The sequence below is a fragment of the Dongia sp. genome, from assembly GCF_041909655.1.
GTDB lineage: Bacteria > Pseudomonadota > Alphaproteobacteria > Dongiales > Dongiaceae > Dongia.
Genome location: NZ_JAYRDA010000018.1, coordinates 22473 through 36714 on the forward strand (window position 1 = coordinate 22473; position 14242 = coordinate 36714).

Annotated in this window: 16 protein-coding genes; 10 read left to right on the forward strand and 6 right to left on the reverse strand. The window is 61.2% G+C overall.

Annotated elements, in window-relative coordinates:
* Positions 1-16: 16 nt before the first annotated feature.
* A complete protein-coding gene (locus ACE3PR_RS20850) occupies positions 17-457 on the forward strand; it encodes a PAS domain-containing protein (RefSeq protein ID WP_374376129.1) in 441 nt (146 codons plus the stop codon).
* Positions 458-459: 2 nt separating this feature from the next.
* On the opposite strand, the gene ACE3PR_RS20855 is transcribed toward ACE3PR_RS20850, so the two are convergent.
* Positions 460-1095 carry a LysE family translocator gene (locus ACE3PR_RS20855; protein ID WP_374376131.1) on the reverse strand — a complete coding sequence of 212 codons (636 nt, stop codon included), beginning with the start codon at positions 1093-1095 and terminating at the stop codon, positions 460-462.
* Positions 1096-1210: 115 nt separating this feature from the next.
* On the opposite strand from ACE3PR_RS20855, the gene cimA reads away from it, so the two are divergent.
* From cimA to rpsD, 5 genes are all read left to right on the forward strand, one after another.
* Positions 1211-2812 (forward strand): citramalate synthase, encoded by a 1602-nt coding sequence (gene cimA / locus ACE3PR_RS20860; protein ID WP_374376134.1) that lies wholly within the window; start codon positions 1211-1213, stop codon positions 2810-2812.
* 14 nt (positions 2813-2826) lie between these two features.
* Positions 2827-3567, forward strand: a complete 741-nt coding sequence (locus tag ACE3PR_RS20865; protein WP_374376137.1) for an RNA methyltransferase — start codon at positions 2827-2829, stop codon at positions 3565-3567.
* A 64-nt stretch (positions 3568-3631) separates the two neighbouring features.
* The gene (locus ACE3PR_RS20870; protein WP_374376139.1) at positions 3632-3901 is read left to right on the forward strand and encodes a MoaD/ThiS family protein; all 270 of its coding nucleotides are present in this window, start codon (positions 3632-3634) and stop codon (positions 3899-3901) included.
* Positions 3902-3929: 28 nt separating this feature from the next.
* Entirely contained in the window at positions 3930-4997 is a 1068-nt protein-coding gene (locus tag ACE3PR_RS20875) for a WD40/YVTN/BNR-like repeat-containing protein (RefSeq protein WP_374376141.1), read from the forward strand.
* A 189-nt stretch (positions 4998-5186) separates the two neighbouring features.
* Complete coding sequence (rpsD, locus tag ACE3PR_RS20880; protein WP_374376143.1) at positions 5187-5801, forward strand: 30S ribosomal protein S4; 615 nt, start codon at positions 5187-5189, stop codon at positions 5799-5801.
* A 59-nt stretch (positions 5802-5860) separates the two neighbouring features.
* Here the strand turns inward: rpsD and metC are convergent, their stop codons facing one another.
* Entirely contained in the window at positions 5861-7030 is a 1170-nt protein-coding gene (gene metC / locus ACE3PR_RS20885) for a cystathionine beta-lyase (protein WP_374376145.1), read from the reverse strand.
* Between the two features lie 302 nt (positions 7031-7332).
* On the opposite strand from metC, the gene ACE3PR_RS20890 reads away from it, so the two are divergent.
* The 4 genes from ACE3PR_RS20890 (at position 7333) to ACE3PR_RS20905 (ending at position 11626) form a co-directional block, all read left to right on the forward strand.
* Complete coding sequence (locus tag ACE3PR_RS20890) at positions 7333-8370, forward strand: amino acid ABC transporter substrate-binding protein (protein WP_374376148.1); 1038 nt, start codon at positions 7333-7335, stop codon at positions 8368-8370.
* 88 nt (positions 8371-8458) lie between these two features.
* The gene (locus tag ACE3PR_RS20895) at positions 8459-9673 is read left to right on the forward strand and encodes an amino acid ABC transporter permease (protein WP_374376151.1); all 1215 of its coding nucleotides are present in this window, start codon (positions 8459-8461) and stop codon (positions 9671-9673) included.
* Between the two features lie 7 nt (positions 9674-9680).
* A complete protein-coding gene (locus tag ACE3PR_RS20900) occupies positions 9681-10829 on the forward strand; it encodes an amino acid ABC transporter permease (protein ID WP_374376153.1) in 1149 nt (382 codons plus the stop codon).
* Between the two features lie 68 nt (positions 10830-10897).
* A complete protein-coding gene (locus ACE3PR_RS20905; RefSeq protein ID WP_374376205.1) occupies positions 10898-11626 on the forward strand; it encodes an amino acid ABC transporter ATP-binding protein in 729 nt (242 codons plus the stop codon).
* Positions 11627-11630: 4 nt separating this feature from the next.
* Here ACE3PR_RS20905 and ACE3PR_RS20910 read toward each other — a convergent pair whose 3' ends face one another.
* From ACE3PR_RS20910 to ACE3PR_RS20925, 4 genes are all read right to left on the reverse strand, one after another.
* Positions 11631-12257, reverse strand: a complete 627-nt coding sequence (locus ACE3PR_RS20910; protein ID WP_374376207.1) for a thiamine phosphate synthase — start codon at positions 12255-12257, stop codon at positions 11631-11633.
* Positions 12241-13161: a class I fructose-bisphosphate aldolase gene (locus tag ACE3PR_RS20915; protein WP_374376156.1), complete on the reverse strand. Its 921-nt coding sequence runs from the start codon at positions 13159-13161 to the stop codon at positions 12241-12243. Before ACE3PR_RS20915 ends, ACE3PR_RS20910 begins: the two co-directional genes overlap by 17 nt.
* A gap of 133 nt (positions 13162-13294) precedes the next feature.
* Positions 13295-13573, reverse strand: a complete 279-nt coding sequence (locus ACE3PR_RS20920) for a hypothetical protein (RefSeq protein ID WP_374376158.1) — start codon at positions 13571-13573, stop codon at positions 13295-13297.
* 41 nt (positions 13574-13614) lie between these two features.
* Positions 13615-14049, reverse strand: coding sequence for a group III truncated hemoglobin (locus ACE3PR_RS20925; protein WP_374376160.1), 435 nt, complete (start codon positions 14047-14049; stop codon positions 13615-13617).
* Positions 14050-14242 lie beyond the last annotated feature (193 nt).

A 14242-nucleotide genomic window follows, 5' to 3' on the forward strand; every position in this document is an offset into this window, starting at 1 on the left:
GACGTCGGAAGCTTTCTTGGACCATTGCTCTCTCCGCACGGCGGCGATCTACCGCTATTGGAGCAAGAAGAAGCATGGCCACAAGCTGCCCGGCCGACAGGACATCGATCCGGTTGAAATGAAGCCGTGGCTTCCGGGCCTGGTGCTGGTCGATGTCGCGCAACCGCGCCGCATCACCTACCGGGTTGTCGGTACCGCCGTCTGCGAGCATCGCGGCTTCGATCCCACCGGGCGGCCGGTGGAAGAAGGTCTCTACGGCAACAAGCGCGACGAGATCCTGGAAAATTACCGGATCGCGATCGACGATAAATCGATCGTGTTCGATTACGATCCCACGCCGTCACGTTCCGGCATGGCGCGGGAGGTCGGCACGCTGTTCCTGCCGCTCTCGAATGCTGGCGAACGTGTGGATCAGATCCTGATCTATCAGGATATCGAGCCGCTGTCGGTGCGCTGAGCCTATCGCCGTTCGGCGAAGGCGAGCTTCAGCGCAAGGCCCACGAAGACCAGCGCCGTCAGCCGATTGAGCCACACCCCGATTTTTGCCGATCCGCGCAGCAAATTGGCCGCGGTGGCCGCGGATAGCGCCACCAGGCAGTTCACCACCGTGCCGCCGATATTGAAGAAGGTCCCGAGGATCAGAATTTGCAGCCAAACCGGGCCGGCCTTCGGGTCGACGAATTGCGGCAGGAAGGCGAGGATGAACAGCGCCACCTTCGGGTTGAGCACATTGGTGAGGATTCCCTCGGCGAAGATGCGGCCATGGCTCGCGATCCGAGGCGCCGTTATCTGTCCCGTGGCACGAGCTTGTCCCGCCATCAGGGCCTTCCAGGCGAGAAACAGCAGATAGACGATGCCCGCGGCTTTCACGGTCAGGAAGGCGGCCTCGGAATGCGCCAGGATCGCCGACACCCCGAAGGCGGCCAGGAAAGTGTGGACGATCGAGCCCCCGGCAATGCCGAAACTGGCGGCTACCCCGGCGGCGCGTCCCTGGGTCGCAGCCCGGGCAATGACATAGGTCATATCGGCGCCCGGCGTGAGGTTCAGGGCCAAAGCGGCCAGGAAAAACGGGGCGAGGGTGACAAGATCCGGCATTTCAAACCTCGGTCGGCTGGGTAACTATCTGTCGGCGGCGCTGCTTGACGGGCAGAGTCCCATATGCTGAATACCCGGTCAATTACCGGAAATTGCTGGAAAAGCCCTGCCGATCATGGCCGACGACAAACGCGTATACCTCTTCGACAGCACGCTTAGGGATGGTGCCCAGACCCAGGGTGTCGATTTCAGCGTGAACGACAAGCTGGCGATCGCCCAGGCGCTCGACCGCTTGGGTGTGGATTATGTCGAGGGCGGCTGGCCCGGGGCCAACCCGACCGATGATGCCTTTTTCGGGGCGCCGCCAGCTTTCAAGCGGGCGAAACTGGTGGCCTTCGGCATGACGCGCCGCCCCGGCCGCTCGTCGGCCAATGACCCCGGCTTGAACGCGCTGCTCAACGCCAAGACCGGCGCTGTCTGCATGGTCGGCAAGAGCTGGGATTTCCATGTCGACGTGGCGCTCGGCATCAGCCGAACCGAGAATATCGACATGATCGCCGAGAGCGTCGCCCATGCCAAGGAACGCTGCGGCGAGGTGATGTTCGATGCCGAGCATTTCTTCGACGGTTTCAAGGCCAATCCGCAATATGCGCTGGATTGCGCCTTGGCCGCTTACAAGGCCGGCGCGCGCTGGATCGTGCTGTGCGACACCAATGGCGGCACCTTGCCCCATGAAGTGGAGCGTATCGTCGGTGAGGTCACGGCGAAGATCCCCGGCACGCAACTTGGCATTCACTGCCACAACGACACCGAAAATGCGGTCGCGAATTCCCTGGCGGCGGTGCGAGCCGGTGTGCGCCAGATCCAGGGCACCCTCAATGGCCTTGGCGAGCGCTGCGGCAATGCCAATCTGATCTCCCTCGCGGCTTCGCTGGCGCTGAAGACCGATTTCAAAATCGGATTGACTGAGCACGATCTCAAACAGCTTACCCATGTCTCGCGGTTGCTGGACGAAAGATTGAACCGTGCCCCCAACCGCAGCGCTGCCTATGTCGGCGAAAGCGCCTTTGCGCATAAGGGCGGGCTGCATGTCTCGGCAGTCGAGAAGGATCCGCGAACCTACGAGCATATCGAGCCAACGCTGGTCGGCAACCGCCGGCATATCGTCGTCTCCGATCAGTCCGGCCGCGCCAATATCCTGGCGCGCTTCCGCGAGATCGGCCTTGATATCGAAGCCGATGACGGCAAGGTCGCAGCGCTGGTCGAGACGGTGAAGCTGCGTGAATATGACGGCTATGCCTATGACGGCGCCGAAGCATCGTTCGAATTGCTGGCGCGGCGTGCTTTGGGTTCGGTGCCGGGCTATTTTCGCCTGGCACGGTTCCGCGTGATGGACGAGCGCCGCTGGAACGTCCGCGGTGAACTCATCACGGAATCCGAGGCGACCGTCACCCTGGATTTGAAGGGCGAGCAATTGATGACCGTGGCGACCGGCAACGGCCCGGTCAATGCGCTCGATACCGCGCTCCGCAAGGCATTGCTGCCGCATTATCCGGAACTCGCGGATATGCGCCTGGTGGATTTCAAGGTCCGCATCCTGACGCCGCAGGCCGGCACCGAGGCGATCACCCGCGTCATGATCGAGAGTGCGGACAGTGCCGGCGAGCGCTGGAGCACGGTCGGTGTCTCGCCCAACATCATCGACGCCTCCTATGAAGCGCTCAACGATGCGATCACCTGGAAGCTGCTGAAATCGGGCGCGAAGAGCGCCGAGTGACCGGCGTCCCGACCATGACCGACAGCACACCCGCGATCATCCTCATCACGCCGCAGATGGGCGAGAATATCGGGACGGCCGCACGAGCCATGCTGAATTGCGGCCTGACCGATCTGCGCCTGGTGGGGCCTCGCGACGGCTGGCCGAACGTCAAGGCTGAACGGGCGGCCGTGGGCGCCTTCGAGATGATGAAGCCGGTGCAGATCTTCGAGCGCACCGAGGATGCGCTCAAGGATCTGACCTATGTCTACGCCACCTCGGCGCGGGACCGGAAGATGGTGAAGCCGGTTGTGACGGCGCGGTATGCGGCTGGCGAGGCGCGGGAAAAGATCGCCGCCGGCGGCAAGATCGGTTTCATGTTCGGTGCCGAACGGATGGGCCTTCTCAATGATGACGTCGCCCTGGCCGATGCGCTCCTCACCGTGCCGCTCAATCCGGAATTCACCAGCCTCAATCTTGCTCAGGCGGTTCTGCTGGTGGGCTATGAATGGTTCCAGGCAGGCGACACCACGCCACCCGCGCAGATCGACATGAACGGCACGGAACTGGCAACCAAGGAGCAGGTCTATGCATTCTTTGCGCATTTCGAGCGCGAACTCGATGCCTGCGGCTTTCTGCGCAACGAGGCCGCCAGGCCCAATATGGTGCGTAATCTTCGCAATATGTGGTCGCGCGCCCATCTGACCGAGCAGGAGGTGCGGACCCTGCATGGTGTCGTCAAGGAATTGACAACGCTCCGCGTGCCGCGAAAATAGCGCCCGATCTTTTCCGCCCAGCCAAGGCGCTCCGCCCCAGAGGCGATATGCCAAGCGAGGCCAGATGCCGCGTGTCGCCTTTACATCGCATCTTCGCAAGGTCGCCCCCACTGGCGTGGTTGAGGTGAGCGGTGCCGATCTCGGCGCGGCCCTGGAACCGGTCTTTACCCAATTTCCCAAACTGCGTCTTTATGTGGTCGACGAGCAGAACCGCCTGCGCCGCCATGTCGTCATCTTTCTCAACGGCGCGCGACTGACCGCGGCCGACTGGCCGCATCATCCGGTCGGCGCGACCGACGAAATCTATGTGCTGCAAGCTTTGTCCGGCGGTTGACCCTGCGAAAGATGATGGGGAGGAACGAATGGCTCGTAAACTGGCAATCGGTTCCCGCAAGGGATTGATCCTTTATGTCGCCGAGGGCAAAGGCTGGCGCTATGACGGCGTGCAGTTCCGTGGCACGCCGGTCAGCATGGTGATGCAGGATCCGCGCGACGGGTCTCTCTATGCCGCGCTCGATTACGGCCATTTCGGCCCGAAGCTGCATCGTTCGGATGATGAAGGCGCCACCTGGCAGGAAGTGACGCCGCCCGCCTTTCCGGCATCCGAACGCAAGGATGCGCCGGCCGTGATCAATATCTGGGCGATGGAGCCCGCCGGCAGCGACATGCCGGGAACGATATGGGCCGGGACTGTGCCCGCCGGTATCTTCCGGTCGGATGACAAAGGCATGAGTTGGACTCTCAACGAGCCTTTCATGGCCTTGCCGCAGCGCGCTGAATGGGGCGGTGCCGGCAACGATACCCCGGCGCTCAATTCCATCGTGCTTCATCCTGCCGATAGCCGCAGGATGGCCGTGGCGATTTCGGCAGGCGGCGTCTGGCAGACGGAGGATGGTGGCAAGTCCTGGAAGAATACGTCCAAGGGATTGTGGGCAGCCTATATGCCGCCGGACCAAGCCGAAAATCCAAACGTTCAGGACGTCCATCAGATGCGCCGCTCGCCCAGCCATCCCGACCGGCTCTACATCCAGCACCACAATGCCGTCTTCACCTCGGCCGATGCCGGCCGAACCTGGCAGGAGATTTCCAAGGCATTCGGCTTTGCCGTCGCCGTCCACCCGAAGGATCCGCTGACTGCCTGGTTCATCCCGGGTGAGAAGGATGAATACCGGATGCCCAAGGACGAAGCCTTCTGCGTCACCAAGACCGCCGACGGGGGGAAGAGCTTCCGCAGCATCACCCGGGGGCTCCCGCAAAAGCCGGCTTTCGACCTCGTCCTGCGCCATGCCCTGGATGTCGATGGGAGTGGCGACCGGCTGGCCTTTGGCTCCACGACCGGCAATCTGTGGACAAGTTTTGACGGCGGGGAGGGGTGGGAATTGCTCTCCGGGCACCTGCCGCCCATCTATTGCGTCCGCATGCTTCAGTAATTATTGTTATATATCAGGGCATTGTCGGCGCCATATGCCGCGCCTACAATGCTTGACTGGGGGGATTTAGCGGTTATATTCCGCCCGCTCCCGCGCCGGACTGCCTTCGGGGCATCTCCAGCCGCCGGTTTCGACCGGGTCGGACAGCCGGGACACCAACAACGTCGTGAAAAAACGAGAGGATTCTCTATGTCGAAGCGTATTCAGGCCAAGCACAAGATCGACCGCCGTTTGGGCGTCAATCTGTGGGGCCGCCCCAAGAGCCCGATCAATGACCGCGAATATGGTCCGGGCCAGCACGGTCAGCGCCGCAAGAAGCCGACCGATTACGGTATCCAGTTGATGGCGAAGCAGCGCCTGAAGGGCTATTACGGCTCGATCGGCGAGCGCCAGTTCCGCAAGCTCTATGAAGAAGCTTCGCGCCGCCGTGGCGATACCTCCGAGAATTTGATCGGCCTGCTTGAGCGCCGCCTGGAGACCATCGTCTACCGCGCCAAGTTCGTGCAGACCGTGTTCGCCGCCCGCCAGTTCGTCAACCACGGCCATGTCCTGGTGAACGGCAAGCGCGTCAACATCGGTTCCTACCAGTTGAAGGAAGGCGATGTCGTGGAAGTCCGCGACCGCGCCAAGCAGCTCGCCATCGTCCTCGGCGCCGTCCAGTCGCAAGAGCGTGACGTGCCGGAATATGTCGATGCCGACCACAAGAAGATGACCGCGAAGTTCGTGCGCGTGCCGACCCTCGGCGACGTGCCGTATCCGGTTAGCATGGAACCGCATCTGGTGGTCGAATACTACTCGCGCTAAGCGGGTCGATTACCCAAGGTTGAGAAGGGCCGGTCCAAATGGACCGGCCCTTTTTCGTTTCAGTTCCCGCGCAGGCGATCGAGCCCGCGGGCCAGGTCTTCGAGGAGGTCGTCAGGGTCTTCGAGGCCGGCATGGATGCGCACGGTGGGGCCGGGCTGTTGCCATTTGGTGGCGGTCCGTGCGCTGGTGAGGTTCGTGGGCACCATCAGGCTTTCATAGCCGCCCCAGGAAAAGCCGAGGCCAAACAATTCCATGCCGTCGATCATGGCGGCAACGCGTTCGTCGCTGGATTCTTTCAGCACGATTCCGAAAAGACCGCTGGAGCCCAGGAAATCGCGTTTCCAGAGCGCATGCGTGGGATGGTCCGGGAGGGCCGGGTGCAGCACGCGATGCACTTCCGGCCGGGCTTGCAACCAGCGCGCCAGTGTGAGCGCCGTCTGCTGATGCTGCGCCAGGCGCGCACCGATGGTGCGGATGCCGCGCAAGGCCAAATAACAATCGTCACCACCGACGGCAAAGCCCATCCCGTGCACCTGTGTCTTCACCTGGGTGAAGAACTTTTCGCGCATGGTGATGATGCCCATCATCACATCGGAGTGACCGACCAGGTATTTGGTGGCGGCATGCACCACGAGATCGAGGCCATGGCGATAGGGTTTGAAGTAGAGGGGGCTTGCCCAGGTGTTGTCGAGGATGGCGATGCAGCCCTTGGCATGGGCGGCCGCGGTGATCGCGGGGACGTCCTGGATCTCGAAAGTGTGCGAGCCCGGGCTCTCCATGTATACGACTTTGGTATTGGGTCGGATGAGTTCGGCAATGCCAGCGCCGATCGTGGGGTCGTAGTAAGTGGTCTCGACGCCGAACCGTTTGAGATGATTGTCACAGAAGACGCGGGTCGGCTCGTAGGCTGAATCCACCATCAGGATGTGGTCACCCGCGGAGACGAAACTGAGGAGGGCACCGGCAACGGCGGCGAGCCCGGAGGGAAGGGCAACGGCTCGATCCGCCTCTTCGAGTGCCGCCACAGCTTCTTCCAGTGCGAAGGTGGTCGGTGTGCCGTAGCGCCCGTAATAGACTGTGTTGAAGCGATCTTTATGGCGCGCACGCATGTCCGCGACGCTGTCATAGAGGATGGTCGAGGCGTGATAGACCGGCGGGTTGACGACGCCCTTATTGGCCTTGGGGTTGTTCCCGGCATGGGTGGCCAGGGTGCGGTCGCGCTTCTTCATTACGGGTCATCCAGCGAGCTGCGTGAGTGGCTCAGGAGGCTTTACCATCCCGCGACGCGGCTTCCTAGCCCGGGGGCGTCCTGCCCAGCCGAGCAATAACTGAAACTTTCTTAATGTGGCGATTGGCCTGTCTTTTCAAGCGTTCCGCAGGGCTTAACAGGCGGTCAGGAAGCTTGTAGGGCAACAACCCATGTGTTAGAGAAAAATTAAGCCGGTTCGCACCTCTGGGAACTGCACCTGCGAAAAGTGGGGCATTGGTGTGCTGGTGACGAAGAACAAATGATCCAGGGAAGGACTAAAATATGAAACACGTTAAATATGCTGTCGCTGGCGTTGCATTGCTCGCTGGGATGGCGAGTGCTGCGCAGGCGGCTACGCTCGACGACGTCAAGGCGCGCGGCAAACTGGTTTGCGGCGTGACGACGGGCCTCGCCGGTTTCGGCGCGCCGAACGACAAGGGCGAATGGGCCGGTCTCGACATCGACCTTTGCAAGGCCGTTGCCGCCGCCGTCTTTGGCGATGCCACCAAGGTTGAGTACAAGCCGCTTTCCGCCGAACAGCGCTTCACCGCCTTGCAGGCGGGTGAAGTTGATGTCCTGGCGCGCAACTCCACCTGGACCCTTTCGCGCGACACGCAGCTCGGCCTCGATTTCGTCGGCGTCAATTATTATGACGGCCAGGGCTTCATGGTGAACAAAGAGCTCGGCGTGAAGAGCGCGCTGGAGCTGAAGGGCGCCACCGTCTGCGTGCAGGAAGGCACCACGACCGAAAAGAACATGGGCGATTTCGACAAGGCCAATGGCCTGGGCTTCGAGCCGGTCAAGTTCAAGGAAAACGATCAGGCCCGTGCCGCCTATGACGAAGGTCGCTGCGACGCCTACACCACCGACGCCTCCGGCCTTGCCGGCGAGCGCACCGCGCTGAAGGACCCTGCAGCCCATATCATTCTGCCGGAAATCATTTCCAAGGAGCCGCTGGGTCCGGTCGTTCGCCATGGCGACAGTGCCTGGGGCGACATCGTGCGCTGGACGCATAACGCGACCCTGGTGGCCGAGGAAAAGGGCATCACCATGGCCAATGTCGATGACGTGAAGGCCGCTAATGGTGCCGACAACGCTGCTGCCGATGCGGAAATCCAGCGTCTGCTGGGCATCACCGACAAGATGGGCGAAGGTTTGGGGCTCAGCAACGACTGGGCCTACAACATCATCAAATCCGTCGGCAATTATGGTGAGATTTTCGACCGCAACGTCGGCCCTGCGACGCCGATCGGTCTGGAGCGCGGCTTGAACGCGCTGTGGACCAAAGGCGGTCTGCAATATGCACCGCCTGTCCGCTAAGCCAGATCACCAGTGATATCCTACGCCCGGCCCAGAGCCGGGCGTAGGTTCTTATCATTTGCACGCAACCCTGTGGGGAGGCGTTGACATGGCGTCAGCAAAGACTGCCGCAGCCGTCAGCGGCGCGGATAATCTATCTCACGACAAAAAGATCGCTTTTTGGCGCGACGAGCGCATGCGCGGCCTGATTACTCAGGTAGCCGCGATCCTCATCCTGCTCTCTCTCTTCGCCTTTCTGATCTACAACTTCCTTGAGAAGCAATCGAAGAGCGGCGGCCCGGCGATCAGTTTCGACTTTCTTGAAAATGTCGCCGGATTTCAGCTCAGTTTCTCGCTTCTGCCGATCACACTGGATTCGCCTATCGGCCTGCTGATCGTTTCGGCGGCGATGAGTACCCTGGTGGCTGCCTTCTTCGCGGCGATCATCGCGACGGTGCTGGGCCTGGTGGTGGGTGTGCTGCGCTTGTCCAGCAACTGGCTGATCTCGCGGATCGCAGCGACCTATATCGAAATCATCCGCAACGTGCCTCTGCTGTTGCAGCTCGTGTTCTGGTACACGCTGGTGATCACGGCCTTGCCGCGGCACAAGGACAGCTTCAGCCTGTTCGACGCAGCCTTTCTGAATATCAAGGGCCTGTTCCTGCCCAAGCCGTTGCTTCAGGAGGGGATCGGGCTGTTGCTTGCCGCGGTGGTGGTGGCAATCATCGGTGCCATCGGCCTCGCGCGCTGGGCGCGCCAGCGCCAGATGGCAACCGGCCAGCAATTCCCGATCATCACCGTCAACACACTCATCATCATCGGCATTCCGGCGATCGCCTATATGCTGCTGCACCAGCCGATCGGCTGGGAATTGCCTGAAAAGGGCGGCTTCAATTTCAAGGGCGGTCTTGCGGTTCAACCGGAGATGACGGCGCTCATCGTCGGCATCGGCGTCAGCACGGCTGCCTATGTCGCCGAGATCGTGCGCGCCGGCATCATGTCGGTGAGCCACGGTCAGACCGAGGCGGCCTCTGCGCTGGGTCTGAAGTCGCAATGGACCCTGCGCCTGGTGGTTCTGCCGCAGGCCTTGCGCGTCATGATCCCGCCCATGATCAGCCAGTATCTCAACGTCGTGAAGAACTCGACCTTGGCCGGTTTCATCGGCTTTGCCGATCTCTTCTCGGTGATCAGCACGTCGCAGAATCAGACGGGTCGGGCGATCGAATGCATCATCATTCTGATGGGATTCTATCTGACCGTCAGTCTGATCATCTCCACCATCATGAATGTCTACAACAAGCGCGCTGCGCTGGTGGAAAGGTGAGGGCGCCATGACCGATACTTCCGCACCCGACATCATTCCCGGCAACCGGCCCAGCCTTCCGCCGCCGGTATCCGAAGCAGGTGTCATCGGCTGGCTACGCCACAATCTCTTTTCGAGTTGGTGGGACAGCCTGCTCACGATAGCGGCGATCTATATTCTCTACCTGATCATTCCGCCCTTCCTCGATTGGGCAATCTTCACGTCCGATTGGAATTTCCTGCCCTCGGTTCTTGCGGGCGAGAAGCAGCCGCAATTTGCCGATTGCACCAGCGGCGGCGCCTGCTGGATTTTCGTCCGGGCGCGGTTCTGGCAATTCGTCTACGGTTTCTATCCCGAAGCCTCGCGCTGGCGGGTCGACATCACCTTCATCATGCTGGTGGCGTCGGTCTACGGGCTTTTGTCGGAGCGGATACCCAACAAGAAACCGATCGCGATCTTCTTCTTCGTGATCTTCCCGTTCCTTGCCTTCTTCCTGCTCCATGGCGGATTGGGCCTGGAAGAGGTGCCGACCTCGAAATGGGGTGGCTTCATGCTGACCCTGATCATCGCGGGTATCGGCATTCTTTTCTCGCTGCCGATCGGTATTCTGCTGGCGTTGGGACGCCGGTCGCAATTGCCGGTGGTGCATCTGCTCTGCGTGCTCTTCATCGAGTTCGCGCGCGGCGTGCCCCTGGTCACGATTCTCTTCATGGCCAACATCATGCTGCCGCTGTTTCTGCCGCCGCAATTCGAGCCCGATATTCTGCTGCGTATCCTCATCGGCGTCACCATGTTCGCCTCGGCCTATATGGCCGAGGTCATCCGCGGCGGCCTGCAGGCTCTGCCAAAGGGCCAGTATGAAGGTGCCATGGCGATGGGTCTCGGCTATTGGCAGATGATGCGCCTCATCATCATGCCACAGGCCTTGCGCATTGCGATTCCCGGCATCGTCAACAATTTCATCAGCCTAACGCAGGATACGACGCTGGTGGCGATTGTCGGCCTTTATGACTTCCTCAACATCGTGCGGGCCGGTTCGCGCGATTCCAATTGGATCGGCACCGAGCTCGAAGGCTACGTGTTCTGCGCCTTCGTCTACTGGGTCTTCTGCTTCGCCATGTCGCGCTACTCCATGCGGATCGAGCGCAAACTTCACACCGGCCACAAGCGCCGTTAAGCCGGGGAGGACAATCGATGAGCACAAATGCACAAGCTGTGGGCGAGATGGTGGTGACCGACGAGGTCATGATCAGCCTTTCCGGCGTTAACAAATGGTACGGCCAGTTCCATGTCCTCAAGGACATCGATCTTACCGTGATGAAGGGTGAGCGCATCGTCATCTGCGGCCCGTCCGGTTCGGGAAAATCGACCTTGATCCGCTGCATCAACCGGCTGGAGGAACACCAGAAGGGCAAGATCACGGTCGACGGGATCGAGCTTACCCATGATCTCAAGCATATCGAGCAGATCCGCCGCGAAGTCGGCATGGTGTTTCAGCACTTCAACCTGTTCCCCCACCTGACGGTTCTGGAGAATCTGACGCTGGCGCCGATCTGGGTGAAAAAAGTGCCGAAGAAGGAAGCAGAGGAGGTGGCGATGCACTACCTCACGCGCGTCAAGATTCCGGAACAGGCGGCGAAGTTCCCGGGCCAGCTTTCAGGCGGCCAGCAGCAGCGCGTGGCGATCGCGCGGTCCTTGTGCATGAACCCCAAGGTCATGCTGTTCGACGAGCCAACGTCGGCGCTCGATCCGGAAATGATCAAGGAAGTGCTGGATGTGATGATCGGCCTCGCGCAATCCGGCATGACCATGATCTGCGTCACCCATGAAATGGGTTTCGCGCGCACGGTCGCCAATCGCGTGATCTTCATGGATCGCGGCGAGATCATCGAACAGAACGATCCCGAGGAATTTTTCCATCACCCGAAATCCGAACGGACCAAGCTGTTCCTCAGCCAGATCCTGCATCACTGAGGCGTCAGCCGAGGAGACCAGCCAGGCTTGCGGCGAGATTCGGTTCGGCCCAAAGGATGGGCGCCGGTGCCAGGAAATCCGCGCCGGCGGTGACGATCCGCTTGGCGACCGCAGGGTCCGGCAGGCAGGTAACCACGCTGGGCACGGTCATGACCTCGGCCCACCAAGCGATGAGATCGAGGGCATCTTCGGCATTGTCCGGCGTGAAGGGGAACTGGACGTAATCGGCCCCGGCTTCACTGACTTCCATCGCGACATGCCGCTCCAGCGGACAGGCGACACCGATGACGCCGCCAGCACCGAGACGTCGGCGCGCCTGGGCATAGAGCGCCGGATCATCGAGATGCACGCCATCGGCGCCCAACTTTTCGGCGAGATCGGCGTCATCCAGCAAAACGGCGATACCGGCTTTCTGCGCCGGTAAAAGCAACTCCTTGGCGATAGTCATCACGCGCGCGGCATCACCGCCGGCAATGCGGAGACAGGCAATATCGGCCGCGGCGATGGCGCGGTCGAGGAGGGCTGCGAAAGCAGGCGCAGCGACGCCGCCCGAGATGAGTTCGGGCGGCGTCGTGAGATAGAGCCGGCAGCTGGGTGTATCGGCGCTGATGGCCTTACTCCTTGCCCTGATAGATGCGGATCAGGGTATCGAGCATCTTCAAGGCCTCGTCGCGTGGGCGCTGGAAGGTATTGCGGCCGATGATCGAACCGTTGCCGCCGCCATCGCGAATGCCGCGCACTTCGTCATAGAGGCCGTCCAGGCCCTTCGCGGCACCGCCCGAGAAGACAACGATACGCTTGCCGTTGAAGCAGGCCTGCACGACATGGCGGATGCGCGCCGCCATGGTGCTGATATCGATCTTTTCCTTCTCGTAGACTTTCTTGGCTTCACCCTGTTCGAGGAAAGCCGTCGGCGGCTTCACCTTGATGATATGGGCACCGAGGAGGGCGGCCATATGCGCGGCATAGGCGCAGATATCCATCGCCGTCTCGCCGTCCTTGCTGATGGTGTCACCGCGCGGATAGGACCAGACGACGACGGCAAGACCGGCGGCCTTGGCTTCCTCGGCCATCTCGCGGATTTCCTCCATCATCTCGAAGGCGAAATCCGAGCCTGGATAGATGGTGAAGCCGATGGCCGAGCAGCCGAGGCGGAGCGCATCATTGACCGTGCCGGTGATGGCCTGATCCTTGAGGGTGGCGAGGCTGTTCGAGCTGTTGACTTTGAGGATCGTCGGGATCTGGCCGGCAAAGGTATCGGCACCCGCTTCGATCATGCCAAGCGGGGCGGCATAGGCCGAAAGGCCCGCTTCGATTGCCAGCTCGAAATGATAGTGGGGGTCATAGGCCGCCGGGTTGGGGGCGAAGCTGCGGGCCGGGCCATGTTCGAAACCCTGATCGACCGGCAGAATGACCAGCTTGCCGGTGCCGCCGAGGCGGCCCTGCATCAGGATTCGCGCCAGATTGGCCTTGGTACCGGGATTGTCAGATTCATAATTGGCAAGGATCTTGCGGACTTTTTGCGTCGTTTTCATGCAGTTAGCTCCCGAAGGCCGAACCGGGGCAGGGTGCCGGCCGGATGGTGATAGGTCGGGCCCGGTTCATAGCCAGAAATGGCCGCAAGTTCAATGCGGGGAAGGGTGAAACCTGGCTTTCGCCACACCTAAGTTATGGACGCAGGTAGACCCGGCGGCCCAATTGAGCAGCGATATCGGTAACTTTTCCGGTAATCCGCTCTGGCGCAGCAATCGCGACGGCGGCAAGGCCGGCGCGTAGGGCCTCGATGGCGAGGTCGGCCCGTGCCCCGCAATCAAGGACGATCCGGGCATTCCGGCCGGGAAAATCACGATCCAGCGCCTGTTGAAGTGCAACGAACCAAAGAACACCGTGGATACTCGCGGCGTCCGGTGGGGACCACAATTCATCCGCCTCCGGATCCGCGCCCAAGGCTGCCTTTGCCTCAGCCAGGTTCGTGACTGGCGGGGCCATCAGGGTTGTACAAGCGGCGGCATGTTGGGGACCCATTTGGCGGGGTCCGGGGAATGAAAGGCGAAGGCCAGCTTGAAGCTTTCCGCGATGCGCTTGGCACGCTCGATGAAAGCCGCGGCGAGCCGGTCGGAGAAGAGCTCGTGGGCGGTTGCCTCGAACAGGCTCAGCCAGCGGGCGAAATGCTGTGGCTCGATACCGCCGACCTTCAGGTGGGCGGGAATCGGGCGACCTTTGTACTTGCCGCTGGTCAGCATGACCGAGGACCAGAAGCTGCACATGGTCTGCAGATGTGGCCCCCAATCCGCCCCGATCGCGCGTTCGAAAATCGGTGCCAATTCCGGGTCACGCCGGATGCGGGCATAAAAGGTCGCCACCAAATCCTCGATCTGGGCTTCGGTCGGCAGCAAATCGGTATCGGGCAATGAAACCGGCATGTCAGATTCCGCTTTAAGGTTCATGTAGAATACTTAATTTACGGCGAGGCCCGCAGCAATGCGACATCATGGTTCTTGGGACTTGGCGGGGAAACGCCTATCGTTGTAATTCAGAATAATTCGCAATATTGTTGCGCAATAGCTTCACGCGGCCTCAGAACTCTTTGGAATTCGACATTCTACAGATTTCTGC